The organism is Mesorhizobium sp. NZP2234, from assembly GCF_013170765.1.
GTDB lineage: Bacteria > Pseudomonadota > Alphaproteobacteria > Rhizobiales > Rhizobiaceae > Mesorhizobium > Mesorhizobium loti_D.
The window spans coordinates 3,371,321-3,389,407 of sequence record NZ_CP033364.1; the positions used below are offsets into that span (position 1 = coordinate 3,371,321).

Here is an 18,087-nt window from a genome sequence, read left to right on the forward strand (position 1 = left end):
GTTGTTTCTCATCGCGGCAGCCATTGAGGGTTCTCGACAGATGGAAAAGCTTTTCACCAAGGTCGCCAACTGGGTCGCCCACATAGCCGGCCTACCGTTGACCTTCGCCGCTTGTGGCCTGATCGTCGTCGTCTGGGCGGCAAGCGGGCCGTTCTTCGGCTTCTCGGACACCTGGCAATTGGTGATCAACACCGGCACGACCATCATCACCTTCCTGATGGTGTTTCTCATCCAGAACACCCAGAACCGCGACGGCGCGGCGATCCAGGCCAAGCTCGATGAACTGATCCGGGTCAGCGAGGGCCACAACCGCTTCATCGGCATCGAGCACCTGACGGAATCCGAGGTCGAGGAGATCCGCGACAAATGCGAACGGGCGGCGCGACGGCATGACGAAAAGATCGCCGCCATGGCCGCGAAGAAGGCCGTGGCGCAAAAACGAGCTCCGAAGAAGCGTGCGGCCTGAGGACGTGAAGATCAGTTTTTCATGAAGGCCGCGAAGGCATCCTTGTGGTCCGGGTGCCAGCGCGACAAGGCGGGGCGGTTTTCGATGATGTCGCCGATCGCCCAGGCCATGCGCTTTTCGTCCACGGGGCGCGCCACGTCATTGTCCGGACACAGGATGTAGAAATCGCCGCTGACCAGCGATTCCAACATGAAATCAACAACCTGCTCGCCGGTCCAGGCACCGGCCGGTTTTTCCGTAGCACCCTCGGTGAGGCCGGTATAGGTGAAGCCGGGGATGAGCAGATGCGCCGACAGGCGGGCACCAGGCTCGTTGCGTAGCGCATGCGCCAGGCCTTCGGTGAATGTCTTCACGCCTGCCTTGGAGACATTGTAGGCAAGGTTGCCGGGCGGCGTGGTGATGCCTTGTTTGGAGCCGGTGTTGAGGATCAGGCCCGGTCTGGCCGATGCCAGCATGCGTGGCGCGAAGGCCTCCACGCCATGCACGACACCCCAGAAATTGATGTCGAGCAGCCGCTTCCACGCATCACGGTTTTCCCAGGGCTTGCCCGGGTTATCGCCGACACCGGCATTGTTCATCAGCAGCGAAATCTCGCCGAAGGCGCCGAATGCCCGGTCGGCGAGACGATCGACCTCATCGGCCTTCGAAACGTCCGATGCAACGGCAAGCACGGCGTCGTCGCCGGCAATGGCCGAGACTGCCCGGGAGGCATCGTCAAGGCGGGTCCCGGCGATGTCCGCGAGCACGATCCTCATGCCCATCAACGCAAGTCGTTTGGCGGCCGCCAGCCCAATGCCGCTCGCGGCGCCGGTGATGACGGCGGTGTTGCCGGGGCTGAGCGCGGGCAGGGCGGTCTGGATTTCGGCGTCGGTGATCATGAGCAACGGGATCCTTTTCTCGATGGCGCAGAACTTAGTGCCGGAACAGGCTTGCGCAAGCCTGCGTCGGCACGTGTCCGGGTTGACCGGGCTGGTCGAGGCTGCGCATGCTATCCTGGTAAAGGAGATTTTCTATTGACGGATTGGGTTGCAATTCTGAAGGAACAGACCGCCACCGGCGATCAGATGGGGCGAGAGGTGCCGCAGATGCTGGCCAACCCCGATATCAGCGAAGCCCAGGTGAAGACGCTGTTCTCGGCGTTGGAAAAGCAGGCCGAATTCGTCGAGAAACTGCGTATGGCGCTGGAGAAATTCGGCCATGATTTCTCGATCATCAAGGCAGCCGAACGGCTGGAGGAGCGCTATGCCGACCTTGCCGCTTCGGTGGCGGAAACGCTAAAGGCGATGCGTAAATAAGGCTGGTTTCCCGCGCTATTTCTCGAGAACGCGCGAAAAGCGCGTGTCCGGCACCAGCCACACCAGGGCGATGGCAACATAGAGGCCCACGCCGATCCACCGGTTGAGGAAGGCAAGCGCGATCGCCGCCAGGTAGCCGGCAAGCGAAAGCCTTCCCTTGCGGTCACTGCCGATTGCCTTGGCGAAGGCGGTATCCGGCCCATGCAGACGGTGCAGGGCGATGACCAGGATGCCGTAGGCGGTCGCACACATTGCAAGATCGAAACCGTAGACCGCGACCGGAACCGTGGCGAAATGGTTCTCGCCCATGAAAGCCGTCGTTACCGGCATCAGGGACAACCAGAACAACAGATGCAGGTTTGCCCACAGCACGCCACCATCGACGCGCTGCACGGTGTGGAACATGTTGTGCAGATTGTTCCAGTAGATGCCGACATTGATGAATGAGAGCACGTAGCACAGGAAGATCGGCAATTGCGGCGCCAGGGCGGAAAAGTCCTCGCCCTCCGGCACCTTGAGGTCCAGCACCATGATGGTGATGATGATGGCCACCACGCCGTCGGTGAATGCCTCGACCCTGCCTTTGCCCATGCTCACCGCCTCCGCCCGCAATGAATTGTCGAAAGACAGTAAACTGTTAGCGGAAGTTTCCGGGCCGATAAACGGCACTCGGGAAATTCCTCAACCATGTCCGGGAAAACTCCCTTGCCGAAGTTGCCGATGTGATGATCGGCCTTGGCCGGTTGTTGACTTTCCCGCTGTTTTCTCTCCCTTCTGATGCAACCCTTGGTCGAGCCGTCGAACGGCCGGGGACCGAATGGAGGGACTGATGAGATTTCGATTTCTGCTTGCGATAGCGACCATGCTGGCCGCCGTCTTCGGAACATCCGCCGCGGCCTTCGCCTACAGCGCTCATACCACGACAAATCTCAACGTGCGTAGCGGGCCCGGCGCGGGATACGCCAGGGTCGGGACGTTGCCGGCCGGCTTCAGGGTCGACGTGGCCGGCTGCCAGCCGGGTTGGTGCCGGATCCATGGCGGTGGTGTCAGCGGCTGGGCCAGTTCCGGTTATCTTTCGCGCGCCCATGTCGTTCGTCCGCCGATCGTCATCGTTCGTCCGCCGCATCATCGGCCGCCGCACTGGCACAAGCCGCCCCATCACCGTCCTCCGCACCATCGCCCGCCGCACAAGCCGCGGCCCGGCAAGTGCAAGATCGCGCCCGGCTTTCCCTGCAAATAGGGCAGATCTCGAATGCCGTAACGAAAAAGGGCTGCGTCATCCGCGGCCCTTTTTTCCTTGTCGGTGATCAGCCGTTCGGCGTTTCAGGCGCCATGTTCGCGCGCTCACGCGGCACGCCAAGCCCGGTATCCGGCGGCTCGCCGGCGGCCGGCCTGTCCTCGATCATGTGCATGGTGCGCCAGCCGCCGAAGCGGTAATAGGCCGCGGCCAGAACCAGCGAGGTGATCGAGCCAGCCGGAAAACTCCACCACAACGCTTCCTCGCCGATCACGCCGCGCATGAAATAGGCAAAGCCGGTGCGTATGACGAGCACCGAGATCACCAGGATGATCAGCGGCGGCATCACCGCACCGGTGGCGCGCACCGTGGCGAACAGCACGATGGTGACGCCGAACAGGATGAACGACCAGGACGCCACGGTGTTGATATGGGCGGCGATATCAATCGCCGCGCTGTCGCTGCTCAGGAACAGGCTGAGGATCGAGCGGTCGAAGAGCCACAACAGCGCAACGAGAGCGCCGGTCAGGACAAGGTTGAAGCCGACGCCGGAGGCGGCGACGCGGCCGATCCGGTCCCAGCGGCCGGCGCCGACATTCTGCGCCGCCATCGAGGAGACCGCGGCACCGATGGCGAGCGCCGGCATCTGGATGTAGGTCCACAGCTGCGCGGCGATGCCGTAGGCGGCGGCTACTTGCGAGCCGTAGGAATTGACGATGCCCATCACCGTCAGCGCCGCCGCCGAGATGACGATCATCTGCAGCCCCATCGGCACGCCCTTGAAGACGACAATGCGCAGCAAGGCGGGGTCGGGCCACAGCAGCGTGAGATTGGCGCCGGCCAGCCGCAGCGGATGCTTGCGCGCATAGAGCACGACAAGGATGGCGATGACGCTCACGGTCTGACCGATCAGCGTCGAAGTCGCCGATCCGGCGATGCCGAGTTCGGGGAAGGGGCCGATGCCGCGGATCAGCAGGGGGTTGAGCACGATATCGAGCACGACCGCCAGCGCCATGAAGAAGAAGGGCGTACGCGAATCGCCGGCGCCGCGCAGCACGGTCATGACGAAGGACAGAAGGTTCATCATCGGCACGGCGATGAAGATGATGCGCAGATAGGACCGCGCCAGCGGCAAGGCGTCCGCCGGTGTGCCAAGCGTGTTGAGGATGGCGTCGACCCAGATCCAGCCGCATACCGCGAAGACTATGGAAACGAGGAAGAAGAAGGTGGCGCTGGTGCCGACGATGCGGCGCGCCTCGGGCAGATCGCGGGCACCGACCGACTGCGCCACCAGGATGGTCGCCGCCATGCCGATGCCGAACACCGTGCCCAGGATCAGGAACAGGACGAGGTTGGCGTTGGAGGTGGCCGTCAGGGCCGATTCGCCAAGGAAACGGCCGACCCAGACGGCATTGATGGACCCGTTGAGCGACTGCAGCACGTTGGAGCCCAACACCGGCAAGGCAAACAGCAGCAGCGTGCGTGGGATCGGGCCGCTGGTCAGGTCGCCGGTGCGCCGGCGCGTGGGCATTTTTTCGGTCATGGCTGGAGGCTTATCCCAACTCGGTCCGCGATGATTGCCGATTCAACGGCACAGGTCGATGCGGCGTCGGAAAATTCCGCTTGGCGTATCTTGAGCGGTTCACAGCTTCACGAAGCGGCGAACCGCTCAATCGCCCTGTTCGACGCAATTACAAAGGGGGAAAGCGCTATGCGCTCTGCCCGGCAGACCGAACGCATCTTCCTGGACTTGCCTTGGTCCGATCATGTTCTCAAAGCTCCCGGAATGGGTATTGATCCCTAGGCGTGGGGTCCGCATATCCTTATCAAATATGGACAAGCCGGGGGGATCATGTCCGATATTCCGCTGTTTTCCGAGCGCCTGAGCCAGCGCGCTTTTCTGGGTGCGTCCGCTTTGAGCGCGGCCTCATGGCTCTTTCGGCCTGCACCACGACGGATGTGGCGACGCCACCGCCACCGGTTGCCGCGGCGCCGCCCGATGCGGCGTTCGGCGATGCCGCAAGCATGTACGCGGCGCGCACCGATGAGGGTTATCAGTTGCCGGCAATCCCGGTGGCCAGGCTCGATCCGAAGTTCGTGCGCCAGATCGTGGCCGACCCGACCGGAGAGAAACCCGGCACAATCGTCGTCGATGTCTCCGAGCACTTCCTGTATCTGGTGCGCGACGGCGGCAAGGCCATCCGCTACGGTGTCAGCCTCGGCAAGGCCGGTTTTGGATGGACCGGCAGCGCGGTGGTGCAGGCGCGGAAGAGTGGCCGGTGTGGACGCCGCCGCCGGAAATGATCCAGCGCCGGCCGGAACTGGCGAAATACAAGGACGGCATGCCGCCCGGCCCGCAGAGCCCGCTGGGCGCCCGCGCCCTCTATCTCTTCCGCGACGGCAAGGACACGATGTACCGGCTGCATGGCACGCCAGAGTGGGATTCCATCGGGAAGAACGCGTCGCCCGGCTGCGTGCGCTTCATGAACCAGGACATCATCGACCTCTACAGCCGCGTCGACGGCCCCGCACAGGTCTTCGTTCGACCGAACCTGTCGGCCGCCGGCAAGATCATGGCTGTGTCGAGCAGGACGGCAGAGCCGATCGACGCGGGCGTGCCGAAGGACGCGGAGTTCTTGAAATAGGCGTCCTCACGGTCAGCCGTTTGACGTCGTTGAGGCGGGCGCGCTGGGCGCCCGCCTTTTCAGGCGTTACTTCTTGGCGAGGCCGGGAAGCGTGACCTGATAGACCAGGAACATGGTGTCGACATCGGCGCCGTCGTCGGCCTTGTAGGGCGCCCCGACCTGGAAACCGTCCTGGGCAAGGAAGTCGTTGTCATTGGCGACGAACAGGAAATAATCGTCGGGCAGCTTCGGATCGAGCACGCTGGCCAGCGACATCGCTTCCCACTTCTCGGACAGGTTGTTTTGGTCGTTGGGGGCGCCATTGTGCAGGCCGAAGCGGCCAAGCTCGGCATTGTCGTTGATGTCGATGAACGGCGTCAGCTTGGCCGGCGTCACCGACGGGTCGAGTACGCCCTTGGGGGCGAGCGGCTTGTCAGCGGCATCGAAAGGACCGCCGGCAATGTCGGTGGCGGACGAGACATCGACGATGCTGATTTCGCGGTAGAGCGACGTATCGCCCTTCAGGCCCTGGCCGTTGCCGCTGTCGCGCGCCAGCATCAGGAACGCCGTGTCCGACAACGCCACGATCTCGCTCTGGGCGGCGACCTTGGTCTTGCCCTTGGCGTCCTTGAACACAGGCAGCGGCACGACATATTCGTGCGCCAGCTTGAGATGGGCGAGGTCGGAGGCGTCATAGACCAGCGCCCGTGTGTTCTGCCGGGTCGAAGCTGAATCGCCACCGTCCTGCCTAGTCGCCGATTGCAGCACGGCGATCAGGAACTTGCCGTCCGGCGTCATCGCCATGCCTTCCAGGCCCTGGTTGTTCTGGCGGCCGGTATCGGGATCCTTCGGATCGGGGTCGGCTGCACCTGGACCGGGATTGTCAGAGGAGAAGTTCGGTGCGCCCTTGCGCATCGGCACCAGGGCCGCCGGCGGCTGGGTCGCCGACATCAGGCGGCCTTGCGCCGAGAACCGGTAGATATTCGGGCCATATTCATCGGAGACGAACATCGAACCGTCGGGCAGCCGCACGACCGCCTCGTTGTCGAGGGCGAGCTTGCCGTTGGTGGCGGCGGGCAGCATCGGCATGTCGCCAGCCGCGGCGCGCACATCCGACAGCGGATCGAGGCCGGTGGCATCAGTGCCCTTGTCGTCGGTGAGCAGCAAGGTGTCGGCAAGCGTTGCCTTCACGCCTGTCTGTTCCTGGCCAGCAGCACCCGGTGCCGCCGGCGTGAACTCGATGCCGATGGTGTTGAGGCGCGGCCGGTAGTCCGTGGTGCCGGCGACGTTGTAACCGCGGTCCGGCAGCAACCAGAGCGAACCCTTGTAGGTGCCCGCGTCATGCGTCCAGCCGGCGACGTCGATCGACATGCCGGAGCCTGAGCCGAACGTCTCGCCGAACTTGTCGCGCTGGGCGGCAGGAATGCGGCCAACGCCCACCAGGCCCTTGTTGACAAAGCTGGTGGCGCCGACGGTCGCGGTGCTGTCGGCGAGCGCCGGCGTCAAGGCGGTGAACAAGGTCAGCGCGACGCCGAGCGCGACGGTTCGGTGCAGGTGTTTCATGGATGGTCCTCTTGGTGACGGATGTGACGGAGCGGCCGAAGAACGAAGAAGCTCAAGGAGGCGGCACATCGATGATGCCGCGCGCCGCTCCCCGGAAAGCGGTCTACGGCGCGAACATGATGCTTGCGTGACAGCGCGGCACGTATGCCCGCCCGCGTGTTCATTGCCCTGCGAGGACGTGCGCTCGGGGCGAGAATTAGATCACCCCGAATCCATTTCGAGTCAGCAGGCGCAGCACTAGACACTTATGTACAGCGCGTATATGGTGCGGCTTCTGACAGACCGGGAGGGAAGCCTTGAAGCCGCACTACCGCGCAGTCGTCATCGGGGGTGGGGTGGTCGGCGCCTCGGTGCTCTACCATCTGACGCGGTTCGGCTGGTCCGATGTCGCACTGATCGAGCGCGCCGAATTGACGGCCGGTTCGACCTGGCACGCGGCGGCCGGGTTTCATGCGCTCAATGCCGATCCCAACGTCGCGGCGCTGCAGGATTACACCATCAACCTCTATCGCGAGATCGAGGCCGAGTCCGGCCAGGACATCGGCCTGCACATGACCGGCGGCGTCAACATCGCCAGCGACCCCCAGCGTTGGGAGTGGCTGAAATCGGCCTGGGCGGTGTTCCAGTCGGTCGGCATCGAAACCGCGCGGCTGGTGACTCCCGAAGAGATCAAGGCGATCTGCCCGATCGTCGATGTCACCGGCGTGCTCGGCGGCCTGCATGATTCCAACGAAGGCCATCTCGACCCCTACGGCACCACGCATGCCTATGCTGGCGCCGCGAAGAAGCGCGGGGCCGAGGTGATCCTGCGCAACCGTGTCGTCGAATTGAAGTCCCGCGCGGACGGTCGCTGGGACGTCGTCACCGAACAGGGCACCATCGTCGCCGAGCATGTCGTCAACGCCGGCGGGCTCTGGGCCAAGCAGCTCGGACGCATGGCCGGCGTCGACCTGCCGGTGACGCCGATGGAGCACCATTATTTCGTCACCGAGGACATTACGGAGATCGCGGCACTTGACCGGGAGATCGGCATCGCCGTCGACCTCGACGGCTTCTCCTACCTGCGCCAGGAGCGCAAGGGCGTGCTGCTTGGCGTCTACGAGCAGAACCCGAAGCACTGGAACATGGACGGCGCGCCTTGGGACTACGGGATCGAGCTGATCCCGGAAGACATCGACCGCATCAGTCCCGAACTCGCCAAGGCGCATGAGCGCTTTCCCTGCCTGGCGAGCGCCGGCATCCGCAAATGGGTCAACGGCGCCTTCACCTTCACGCCGGACGGCAACCCTATCGTCGGACCGGTGCGCGGCCTGAAAAACTACTGGGTCGCCTGCGGCGTCATGGCCGGCTTCAGCCAGGGCGGCGGCGTCGGCAAATCGCTGGCCGAATGGATGATTTACGGCGAGCCGCAGGCCGACATTTTCGGCATGGACATCGCCCGCTATGGCGCCTTCGCCGCCAATCGCGAATATCTGAAGCAGACGACGCGGCAGTTCTATTCGCGCCGTTTCGTCATGACCTTTCCCAATGAGCGTCTGCCAGCCGGCAGGCCCTTGAAACGCCCCGGCGCCTATGACGGCATGAGTGCCGCGGGTTGCGAGTGGACCGCATCGTGGGGGCTGGAGATCCCGGCCTATTTCGCGCCGATGGGGTTTCGCGAAAGCACCACGCTCAAGCGGTCCAACGCCTTCGACATCGTCGGCGACGAGGCGCTGCAGGTCCGGCGTGCCGCTGGCCTCGTCGATATCTCGGCCTATTCACGTTATGCGGTGTCCGGCGCGAATGCGGAGGCATGGCTCGACCGGCTGCTGGCATGCAAGCTGCCGAAGGCGGGACAGGCGCGGCTGGCGCCGATGCTCGGGCCGGACGGGCGGCTGAAGGGCGACCTCACGGTAATCAACTGGGGCGGCGACGATTATTGGCTGATGGGTTCCTACTATCTCAGGGAATTCCACATGCGCTGGTTCGAGAGCCAGGCAGGAGAGGGCGTCACGGTCACAGACATTTCCGACGCAACGGGCGGCTTCCTGCTGACCGGGCCGAATGCGCGGAAAATCCTGGAGCGTACAACACATCAGGACGTCTCCGCCGCCGCACTGCCGTTCATGGCTTGCGGCACGTTCGACATCGGCATGGTGCGGGCGCGGGTTGCCCGCCTCTCTATCGCCGGCGAGCTCGGCTTCGAGATCAGTTGCCCGGTAACCATGCATGCCACGCTGCGCGACACGCTGCTTGCGGCCGGTGAAGATCTTGGCCTGGCCGAGGTCGGCTACTACGCGCTCAATGCGCTCAGGTTGGAGAAAAGCTTCGGCATCTGGTCACGCGAATTCACGCAGGGCTACACGCCAGGCGAGACCGGCCTCGACCGCTTCATCGCCTTCGACAAGGGCGATTTCGTCGGCCGCGAGGCGGCACTGACGGAACGCCAGGCAGGTACCTCGCGGCGGATCGTGACGCTGGAGATCGATGCCGTTGATGCCGACGCAAGCGGCTTCGAGCCGGTCTGGCGCGACGGCCGACGCATCGGCTTCGTCACTTCGGGCGGCTTTGGCTACACGATCGGCAAGAGCGTCGCGCTGGCGTTGGTCGACGACGATTTTGCCGAGGAGGGGACGGCGCTTTCGGTGCACATTGTCGGCGTCGAGCGGCCGGCACGGATCATCGCGGCCTCGCCCTACGATCCCTCGGGCAAGGCGATGCGGCAATGAGGAGGATTTTCGATGGTCGATGACGCGGCACGAGACGGCAGGCGCGAGCGCCGACGTGGACGCACCGGCGAGGCCGGCAGCGAGAGCAGCCGCCGGCCCAATTACCGGTTGCTGAAGAACCCGTTCCTGCCGCAGCCGATCTTTTCGGATGACCAGGTGGCTTCGATCCACGACACGGCGCTGCGCGTTCTGGAGGAGCTCGGCATCAAGGTGCTGCTGCCGCAGGCGCGTGACTATTTCGCCAGTGCCGGCGCGCTGGTCGACCCGGATACCGACATGGTACGCATCGGCCGCGACATGGTGGTGGCGGCTCTCGCCTCGGCGCCGAAGTCGATCCATGCCCAAGCCGGCGACCGTTCCCGCGACCTGACGCTGGAACTCGGGTCGATGACCTTCCTGGCCGGGTGCGGCGCGCCCAACGTCACCGATCTCGAACGTGGCCGGCGGCCGGGCACGCTGGCCGATTTCGAGGATCTGCTGCGGCTGGTGCAGCATTTCGACGTATTGCACATGCTAGGCCCCTGCATCGAACCGCAGGATGTCGACAACCGCTTTCGCCACTATGCCGTCAACCGCGCGCAACTGACGCTGTCCGACAAGTTCCCGTTCGTCTTCGCGCGCGGCACGCCGCAGGTCGAGGACGGTTTCGAGATGATCCGGCTGGCGCGTGGCCTGTCGCAGGACGAGTTCCTGGCAAACGCGCATTGCTACACCGTCATCAACACCAACTCGCCGCGCCAGCTCGACATTCCAATGGCGCAAGGCATCATCGATTTCGCCAGGGCCGGCCAGGTCTCCGTCATCACGCCGTTCTGCCTGGCGGGTGCAATGGCGCCGATCACGGTCGCCGGCGCGCTGGCGCTGCAGCATGCCGAGGCGCTGGCGGGCCTGACGCTGGCGCAGATCGTGCGGCCCGGCGCGCCGGTCGTCTACGGCTCCTTCTCCTCCAATGTCGACATGAAATCCGGAGCGCCGGCCTTCGGCACGCCGGAGCATGTCAAGGCAACGCTGGGTGCCGGCCAGCTGGCGCGCTTCACCGGACTGCCCTGGCGGTCCGGCGGCGGCAGTGCCGCCAACATCTCGGACGCGCAGGCAGCACACGAAACGCAGTTCGCGCTGTGGGGCTCGGTGCTGGCCGGAGCGACGATGTGCATCCATGCCGCCGGCTGGCTGGAAGGCGGCTTGAGCGTCTCCTTCGAGAAGATGATCACCGACATCGAGGCGCTGCAGACGGTCGCCGAACTCTGCGCCGCGACGCCGGGCGACGAGGATGCGATCGGCTTCGAGGCGATCGCCGAAGTGCAACCGGGCGGCCATTTCTTCTCGGCTGGCCACACCATGGCGCGCTACCGCACCGCCTTCTACGAACCGCTGGTGGCCGACTGGTCGAACTTCGGCAACTGGACGCAAAGTGGATCGAAGACGGCGAGCGAACGCGCCACCGGGGTCTGGCGGCGCGCGGTTGCCGATTTCGAGCCGCCGGCATCGGCTGCGGCCACATCAGGCGTGCTCGACGAATTCATCGCGCGGCGCACCGAAGAGGGCGGCGCGGCACCGGTTTCGTGAGCGGTAGCCGCGACACCCTTGGGAATTGCGCAAAGCAAGAGAAATGCGCTTTCCCTGGAAAACCGCTTCGCACTTATCCTGGGATTGCTCATGTCGGGTTGTCGAGCGTGAAAAGATCGCTCTCCTCGTCATAGGCAAAATATTCGGCATAGCGAGCCCAGCTGATGACGGCGCGCACCGTCTGGTCGGCATAGCCCTCGGACATGTGGTCCTCCAGTTCGTCGCGGAAGCGGCGGGCTGGCGCCTTGTGGTTGGCGCGTTCGTCGAGCACGCGGCGGATGTGGCCGGCCAGCGGCACATAGGTCGCGAGCTGCTGCGCGAACAATTGCTTGCGCGCGTCGACCTCGCTTTCGGCGAAGCGTTTGCCGGCCAGGGTCAATTGGATGTCGCCCTCGGCCAGTTCGGCAAAGCGCAGCAACTGAAGCGTTTCGGCGATTGGGAACAGGTCATCGATCTCGAGCTGCAGGCTGGCGGCCAGCGGCGGCAGATCGGCATGCCCCTTGTAAGGCGCCGCCGCGACCGCCTCGATCAGGCCCGCGAGCAGGTTGGTCGAAACGCGCGGCAGCACCATGGCGATACCCGAACCCGGGAAGACGCCGTCGCGGGCAGGGCTGCCCGGCTCCTTCCTGGCGGTCATGCGGGCATAGATGTCCTCGACCAGCGCGCGGAACGCCGGATCCAGCCGGTTGCGCGGCTGCGGTAGGTCGATCCTGAGCTCGGCGACGACGCGGCCCGGATTGGACGAGAAGATCAGCACGCGGTCGCACATCAGCACCGCCTCCTCGATGTTGTGCGTCACCATCAGGATCGACTCGATCGGCATGCGGCCTTCCGACCAGAGGTCGAGCAGGTCGGTGCGCAGCGTCTCGGCCGTCAGCACGTCGAGCGCCGAGAACGGCTCGTCCATCAACAGCACCTTGGGATGCACCACGAGGGCGCGGGCGAGCCCGACGCGCTGGCGCATGCCGCCCGACAGCTCCTTCGGATAGGCGTTCTCGAAACCGTCGAGGCCGATCAGGTCGATGGCCGACAGCGCGCGCTTGCGGCGCACTGCCGGCGAGACGCCCTGTGCCTCGAGCCCGAGTTCGACATTCTGCAGGACCGTCAGCCAGGGAAACAACGCAAAACTCTGAAAGACCATGGCGATGCCGTCCGGCGTGCCGGAGACAGCCTTGCCCTCGAAGGTGATGGCGCCCTGGCTCGGCCGGATCAGGCCGGCGATCGAGCGCAGCAAAGTAGACTTGCCGGACCCGGAGCGGCCAAGCAGGCCGACGATCTCGCCGGAACCCAGCGTCAGCCCGACCTGGTCGAGGACGATGAGCTTGCCGGCGCTGCCCTTGTCATAGGTCTGGCAGACGCCATGGACTTCGACGAGCGGCCGGTTCTTGGTGATGACAGCTTGGGTGATGACAGCCTGGTTCATGATCAGTCTCCTGAAAGAGTGGGGGTCAGTCGAGCCGCATGCGGCGTTCGGCGTAGACATAGAGCGGACGCCAGAGGGTGCGGTTGAAGAGGGTGACGAAGAGCGACATCACGGCGATGCCGAGGATGACGCGCGGAAAATCGCCGGCCTCGGTGGCCTTGGCGATGTAGGAGCCGAGCCCGAAGGCTTCGAGCCTGGTGTTGCCCCAGCTTGCCAGTTCGGCGACGATCGAGGCGTTCCACGAACCGCCGGAGGCGGTCAGCGCGCCAGTGATGTAATAGGGGAAAATCCCCGGCAGCATGACGTTCTTCCACCACGACCAGGACCGTATCTTGAAGACCCTGGCTGCCTCCTTGAGATCGGAAGGGAAGGCGCTGGCGCCGGCGATGACGTTGAACAGGATGTACCATTGCGTGCCCAGCACCATCAGCGGCGACAGCCAGATGCTGGGGTTGGCGCCGGTGGCAACGATGGCGATCACCGCGAACGGGAACAGTACGTTGGCGGGGAAGGCGGCGAGGAATTGCGCCAGCGGCTGTACGCGTTCGGCGACCGCCGGCCGCAAGCCGATCCAGACGCCGATCGGCACCCAGATCACGCTGGCCACGGCGATCAGCACGACCACGCGCAGCAAGGTGAGCAGGCCACCGCTGAAGGCTTCGGCCACATCGTTCCAGCCAAGGGTCTGCCTGAGATACAGGACCGTCTCGACCACGCCCCACAGGGCCACAATCAGCACCAGTCCCACCCAGGCGATGTCGAGCGCGCGCGAGAAGCGGCGCGATGCGGCGGACGCTGCCGGCATGGCACGCTTGCCCAGTCGTAGCAGCATGGCGCGCTGCCAGAGCCATACGATCGGCAATCCCACGGTCTGCAGCAACCGGGCCCGGCGCAGGATATCGTAGACCCAGGAGCGGGGCTTTTCCTGCCCGGCGGTCTGCTCGAAACGGAACTTGTCGGCCCAGGCGACAACGGGCCGGAACAGCAATTGGTCATAGAGCAGGATGAGCACGCCCATGGCCATCACGGCCCAGGCGACGGCCCTGAAATCCTGCTTGTCGATGGCGAGCGCCAGCCATGAGCCGATGCCAGGCAGTTGCACGGTGGTGGTGCCGACGGTGATGGCTTCCGAGGCGACGACGAAGAACCAGCCGCCGGACATCGACATCATCGTGTTCCAGACCAGGCCGGGGGCCGCGAACGGCGCCTCCAGCCGCCAGAACCGCTGCCAGGCCGACAGGCCGAAGCCACGGCTGACCTCATCGAGGTCGCCCGGCACCGTGCGCAGCGACTGGTAGAACGAGAACGCCATGTTCCAGGCCTGGCTGGTGAAGATGGCGAAGATAGCCGCGCATTCAGCGCCGAGCTGGCTGCCGGGAAACAGGCCCATGAAGAAGGTGACGGTGAAGGTCAGGAAGCCCAGCACCGGCACTGATTGCAGGATATCGAGCGCGGGAATGATCACCATCTCGGCACGGCGGCTCTTGGCGGCCAGCGTCGCCACGGTGAAGGTGAAGATCAGCGACACGATGATGGCAGCGAACATGCGCAGCGTGGTGCGCAGCGCGTATTCCGGCAGGTTGGCGAGATCGAGCGTCACCGGCGAGGTGGTGAGCAGTGTCGTTGGCGCGCGCATGCCGGCGGCGCCATGCGCCAGAAGCACCAGCAAGGCCACCAGCATGGCGAAGGCGACGGTGTCGTAGATGTTGGGAGCGATGCGTCCACGCGCGAGGGCCGCGGCCTCGCCCAGGGAATTGCGGTTGTGAGGCAGGAAGATCATGATGGGCCTCCGGATGATGGGCCGATTGCGGTATGGCTTGGGAGAAAGCCCGGATGGTTGCGGGCATGCGAAAGGCTTCGACCGGGAGGCGGTCGCGCCGGGCGCCAGGGCGCGGCCGTCAGCGCGGAGGTTTGGACGGCGTCGAAGAGGGGCTCAGGCGGCGTGCCGTGGCAGGGCCGTTCGACGACTGACGCCCTCTTCGGAAACGGGTTTTTGCTCCTGCGTCCAGCGGCACTCCAGGCGGCCGCTCACCGTGCCGCGTCGCCAGACGCAGACGAGCCGGGTCGGCGGCATGGTGAAGCCGGCCTCGCCCGCCAGGCCGCGCGTTGTTGCAACAGACGGCCGTACAGTTGAAGCGGAGCGCGCGAAGGGGCGCGCGCGGAGGGGAATGACATTGGTGTTCATGGCTCACCTCTCGCGGTCCGGCGGGACGGCAAGGCGAGCCGCAGGCGGGTTATGCCCTGCCGAGGCCCGACCGGCGCCACATGCCGGAAACCAAATCTGTTGATGGGGCCAGTGTCCGGACCGTGCCTGGGGCTTGATCCGGACAGCGACTGGGATAGCTGTCCATAACCTGTTCGATCTCGAGTTGATGCCTCGGTCAGCCGAAGCCACGCCGCCTTACGCCCATGGCTTGCAGCGTGTCAACGCGAGCGCCGGAATCTTAGGTATATGGCTTGATACCAAGGCATAAGGAGGCAGATCCCGTGGAAAGGGACGCGCTGGCAACGCATTGGAAAATAACGGCTTATCCGCCGGCTTGAAGGGGTCAGATTCCGAGCTTGGCGGCCATTTTGATAAGCTCGGCCAGCGAGCCGGCCTGCATCTTGCGCATGGCGCGGGCGCGGCGGACCTTGACGGTGATCTCGCTGACGCCGAGATCGCCAGCGACCTGCTTGTTGAGCCGTCCCTGGACCACCAGCGCGACGACGCCGCGCTCGCCTTCGCTCAGCGTCGCCAGGCGTTCGCGCAGGATATCAATCTCGGCTTTCTGCGTCCGCCGCGACCGGTCCTTGTCCAAGGCGGCGGCTATGGCATCGAGCAGGTCCTGTTCTCGGAACGGTTTTGGCAGGAAATCGACGGCTCCGGTCTTCATCGCCTGCACCGACATGGCGATATCGCCGTGACCGGTCATGATGATCACGGGCAGCGGCGCATCGGAACGAGCGAGCTCTTTCTGGAAGTCCATGCCGCTTTTGCCGGGCAGGCGCACGTCCAGCACAAGGCAGGAGGGGATGTCCGGCCGCGGCGCTCCCAGGAATTCGGCGACCGAACCGAAGCAGCTGATATCCAGCCCGACCGAGCGCAGCAGGCTGTCGAGCGCCTCGCGCATGGCGGGATCGTCGTCGATGACGAAAACGATCTGTTCCGGTTTGCTCGTTTCCGATCCGCTGGCTTGCTTCATTGGTTCGACCCGCGCGATCCTGTCCGGCCTGCCGGCAGCAAAAAGAAGAATGCGGCACCGCGCGGCATTGCCGGCTGGGCCCAGATGCGTCCGCCATGGCTTTCGATGATCGAGCGGCTGATGGCAAGCCCCATGCCCAGGCCCTCGGGCTTGGTGGTGTAGAAGGCGTCGAAGACATGGTCGAGCTGGACGCCGCTCAGGCCACGGCCTGAATCGCGGACTTCGATCACGATCTCGCCGGGCTTGCCGGCACTGGTGACGATTGTCACGTCGCGCTCCTGCTCGCCGCTCGTCGCCTCGATCGCGTTGAGAATGAGGTTGAGGATGACCTGCTGGATCTGCACCGGGTCGGCCTCGGCTCGAGGCAGCTTGCCGGCGAGTTCTGTCCGCAAGGAGACATGGCTTCTGCCGGCCTCGTTCTCCACCAGGGTCAGCGTCTCGGCTATCAGCTGATTGACATCCAGCCGGACGGCCTTGCCGGCTGCCTTGCGCGTCAGGTCGCGCAGGCGCCTGATCAGCTCACTGGCGCGTTCGGCATCCCTGACGATGCGCTCGGCCGCCTTGCCGGCCTCATCCGGGTTGCCAGCCGCCAGCCAGCGCCGGGCGGCGTTGCCGTTCAACACGATCGCCGCCAGCGGCTGGTTGAGTTCGTGGGCGATCGAGGCCGTCAACTCGCCCAGCATCGTCACCCGCGTGATGTGGGCGAGCTGTGCCTGTGCTTCGCGGGCGGACGCCTCAGCGGCGGCGGTGCGCAGCGCCAGATAGGCGGTGACGGCGATCGCCACCAGGCTGATGGCGCAGTTGATCACGCCTGCCGGCACCGAACCCGCCCGCGTGAGGAAAAAACTCAGCACGGTCAGCGCCATGCAGGCCGCCGCGACCATCGCCACGCCGCGCTGGTCGAGATAGCGCACCGCGATCAGGACAATGGCGACATAGAAGACCGCGACCGCGATCTCCAGATTGGTGATCGTGTCGGCGAGGAAGATCGCCGCCGCCAGCAGCACAAGCAGGGCCGGCAGCAGCGGCCGGCGCCAGAGGAGCGGCAAGGATGATCTTCCAGACATGCCGGCCTCCTTGCTGCTCGAATTGCCCTGTTTGCGGACAAGAGGACACTAGCGTGCCACCTTTTGGCCCGGCAAGGCGCTGCCATATCGCATTGGAACCACGAATACCCTCGACTTTCGCCTTCGATGGGTCGCCCTGGCATTGGCAATTGGTGCGTCCCGTGCAGAAATGCGCTTCATGCGCGAAGCCTTGATCGCATTGGTGATTTTCCTGTGCCTGGCGGCGTCGGCGTTCGCCAGCATGACGATCTGGCCGAGATTGCCGGCCAGGCATCGTGATGACGACACGAACACGGTGGTTAGGCTCGCCGCCAATCTGTTCGGGGTCATGACCTCGCTGATACTCGGCCTGATGATCAACTCGGCCAAGAACACCTTCGAATCGATCGATCACAACGTGCACGCCTATGCGACGGAGCTGATCCTGCTCGACAGGACCTTGCGCCAGTATGGCCCGGAAACCGACGCGGTGCGCCAACCATTGGTCGCCTATGTGCAGCGGGTGGTGGAGACCTCGTCGCAAGATAGCGAAACGACCATCGCCGCCAATCAGCTGTCCGAACGCCTGCTGACGGAGATTGGCGTGCGGCTGAATGGGCTGACCCCTCCCGACGCTGTACGCGGTTCCCTTCTGCAGGATGGACGCCAGCGCCTGCAGAAGGTGCTGGAACTGCGCTGGGTCCTTGTCGAGCAGTCGGAGGGTACGATTCCCTGGCCGCTGATCGCCATGCTGGTCACCTGGCTGGCGCTGATCTTCGCCAGTTTCGGGTTCAGGGCACCGAAGAATACAATCACCGCCGGAACCCTCATAGTATCGGCCGCGCTGATCGCCGGGGCGATCTACCTGATCCTGGACATGGATGTGGCGTTCTCCGGACCGATCCAGATTTCGTCGGCGCCGCTGGAAAGGGCATTGGCCGAATTGCAGCGATGATGCGGAACCGGCACCATTC

Annotated in this window: 15 protein-coding genes and 1 pseudogene; 7 read left to right on the forward strand and 9 right to left on the reverse strand. The window is 64.8% G+C overall.

Going from position 1 to position 18,087, the window contains the following annotated elements:
- The first annotated feature begins 40 nt into the window (after positions 1-40).
- Positions 41-466: a low affinity iron permease family protein gene (locus EB230_RS16540; protein ID WP_056573219.1), complete on the forward strand. Its 426-nt coding sequence runs from the start codon at positions 41-43 to the stop codon at positions 464-466.
- Between the two features lie 11 nt (positions 467-477).
- Here the strand turns inward: EB230_RS16540 and EB230_RS16545 are convergent, their stop codons facing one another.
- A complete protein-coding gene (locus EB230_RS16545; RefSeq protein WP_056573217.1) occupies positions 478-1,344 on the reverse strand; it encodes an SDR family NAD(P)-dependent oxidoreductase in 867 nt (288 codons plus the stop codon).
- Positions 1,345-1,479: 135 nt separating this feature from the next.
- Between EB230_RS16545 and EB230_RS16550 the strand changes: the two genes are divergently transcribed.
- A complete protein-coding gene (locus EB230_RS16550; RefSeq protein ID WP_056573213.1) occupies positions 1,480-1,761 on the forward strand; it encodes a hypothetical protein in 282 nt (93 codons plus the stop codon).
- 15 nt (positions 1,762-1,776) lie between these two features.
- Here EB230_RS16550 and EB230_RS16555 read toward each other — a convergent pair whose 3' ends face one another.
- A complete protein-coding gene (locus EB230_RS16555; RefSeq protein ID WP_056573210.1) occupies positions 1,777-2,352 on the reverse strand; it encodes a TMEM175 family protein in 576 nt (191 codons plus the stop codon).
- Positions 2,353-2,590: 238 nt separating this feature from the next.
- On the opposite strand from EB230_RS16555, the gene EB230_RS16560 reads away from it, so the two are divergent.
- On the forward strand, positions 2,591-3,001 hold the full coding sequence (locus EB230_RS16560; RefSeq protein ID WP_056573526.1) for an SH3 domain-containing protein: 411 nt from the start codon (positions 2,591-2,593) through the stop codon (positions 2,999-3,001).
- A 67-nt stretch (positions 3,002-3,068) separates the two neighbouring features.
- On the opposite strand, the gene EB230_RS16565 is transcribed toward EB230_RS16560, so the two are convergent.
- A complete protein-coding gene (locus tag EB230_RS16565; RefSeq protein ID WP_056573207.1) occupies positions 3,069-4,541 on the reverse strand; it encodes an MATE family efflux transporter in 1,473 nt (490 codons plus the stop codon).
- Positions 4,542-5,023: 482 nt separating this feature from the next.
- On the opposite strand from EB230_RS16565, the pseudogene EB230_RS32645 reads away from it, so the two are divergent.
- Positions 5,024-5,517, forward strand: a pseudogene (locus EB230_RS32645) (L,D-transpeptidase); the annotation flags it as partial.
- Positions 5,518-5,709: 192 nt separating this feature from the next.
- On the opposite strand, the gene EB230_RS16575 reads toward EB230_RS32645, so the two are convergent.
- Positions 5,710-7,185, reverse strand: a complete 1,476-nt coding sequence (locus EB230_RS16575) for an esterase-like activity of phytase family protein (RefSeq protein WP_056573200.1) — start codon at positions 7,183-7,185, stop codon at positions 5,710-5,712.
- Positions 7,186-7,481: 296 nt separating this feature from the next.
- Here EB230_RS16575 and EB230_RS16580 point away from each other — a divergent pair, with 296 nt between their 5' ends.
- Complete coding sequence (locus tag EB230_RS16580; protein WP_172373225.1) at positions 7,482-9,893, forward strand: FAD-dependent oxidoreductase; 2,412 nt, start codon at positions 7,482-7,484, stop codon at positions 9,891-9,893.
- 12 nt (positions 9,894-9,905) lie between these two features.
- Positions 9,906-11,459 carry a trimethylamine methyltransferase family protein gene (locus tag EB230_RS16585; protein WP_056573194.1) on the forward strand — a complete coding sequence of 518 codons (1,554 nt, stop codon included), beginning with the start codon at positions 9,906-9,908 and terminating at the stop codon, positions 11,457-11,459.
- An 88-nt stretch (positions 11,460-11,547) separates the two neighbouring features.
- Here the strand turns inward: EB230_RS16585 and EB230_RS16590 are convergent, their stop codons facing one another.
- The 5 genes from EB230_RS16590 to EB230_RS16610 all read right to left on the reverse strand — a co-directional run bounded on the left by EB230_RS16590 (position 11,548) and on the right by EB230_RS16610 (position 17,134).
- Positions 11,548-12,882 (reverse strand): nitrate/sulfonate/bicarbonate ABC transporter ATP-binding protein, encoded by a 1,335-nt coding sequence (locus EB230_RS16590; RefSeq protein ID WP_056573191.1) that lies wholly within the window; start codon positions 12,880-12,882, stop codon positions 11,548-11,550.
- 25 nt (positions 12,883-12,907) lie between these two features.
- Positions 12,908-14,662 carry an ABC transporter permease subunit gene (locus tag EB230_RS16595; protein WP_172373227.1) on the reverse strand — a complete coding sequence of 585 codons (1,755 nt, stop codon included), beginning with the start codon at positions 14,660-14,662 and terminating at the stop codon, positions 12,908-12,910.
- A gap of 153 nt (positions 14,663-14,815) precedes the next feature.
- Entirely contained in the window at positions 14,816-15,067 is a 252-nt protein-coding gene (locus EB230_RS16600; RefSeq protein ID WP_156394433.1) for a hypothetical protein, read from the reverse strand.
- Between the two features lie 364 nt (positions 15,068-15,431).
- Positions 15,432-16,067, reverse strand: coding sequence for a response regulator transcription factor (locus EB230_RS16605; RefSeq protein WP_056573185.1), 636 nt, complete (start codon positions 16,065-16,067; stop codon positions 15,432-15,434).
- Complete coding sequence (locus EB230_RS16610; protein WP_172373229.1) at positions 16,064-17,134, reverse strand: ATP-binding protein; 1,071 nt, start codon at positions 17,132-17,134, stop codon at positions 16,064-16,066. The genes EB230_RS16605 and EB230_RS16610 overlap by 4 nt, the downstream gene beginning before the upstream one ends.
- A gap of 178 nt (positions 17,135-17,312) precedes the next feature.
- Here EB230_RS16610 and EB230_RS16615 point away from each other — a divergent pair, with 178 nt between their 5' ends.
- A complete protein-coding gene (locus tag EB230_RS16615; protein ID WP_056573522.1) occupies positions 17,313-18,068 on the forward strand; it encodes a DUF4239 domain-containing protein in 756 nt (251 codons plus the stop codon).
- The last annotated feature ends 19 nt before the right edge of the window (positions 18,069-18,087 follow it).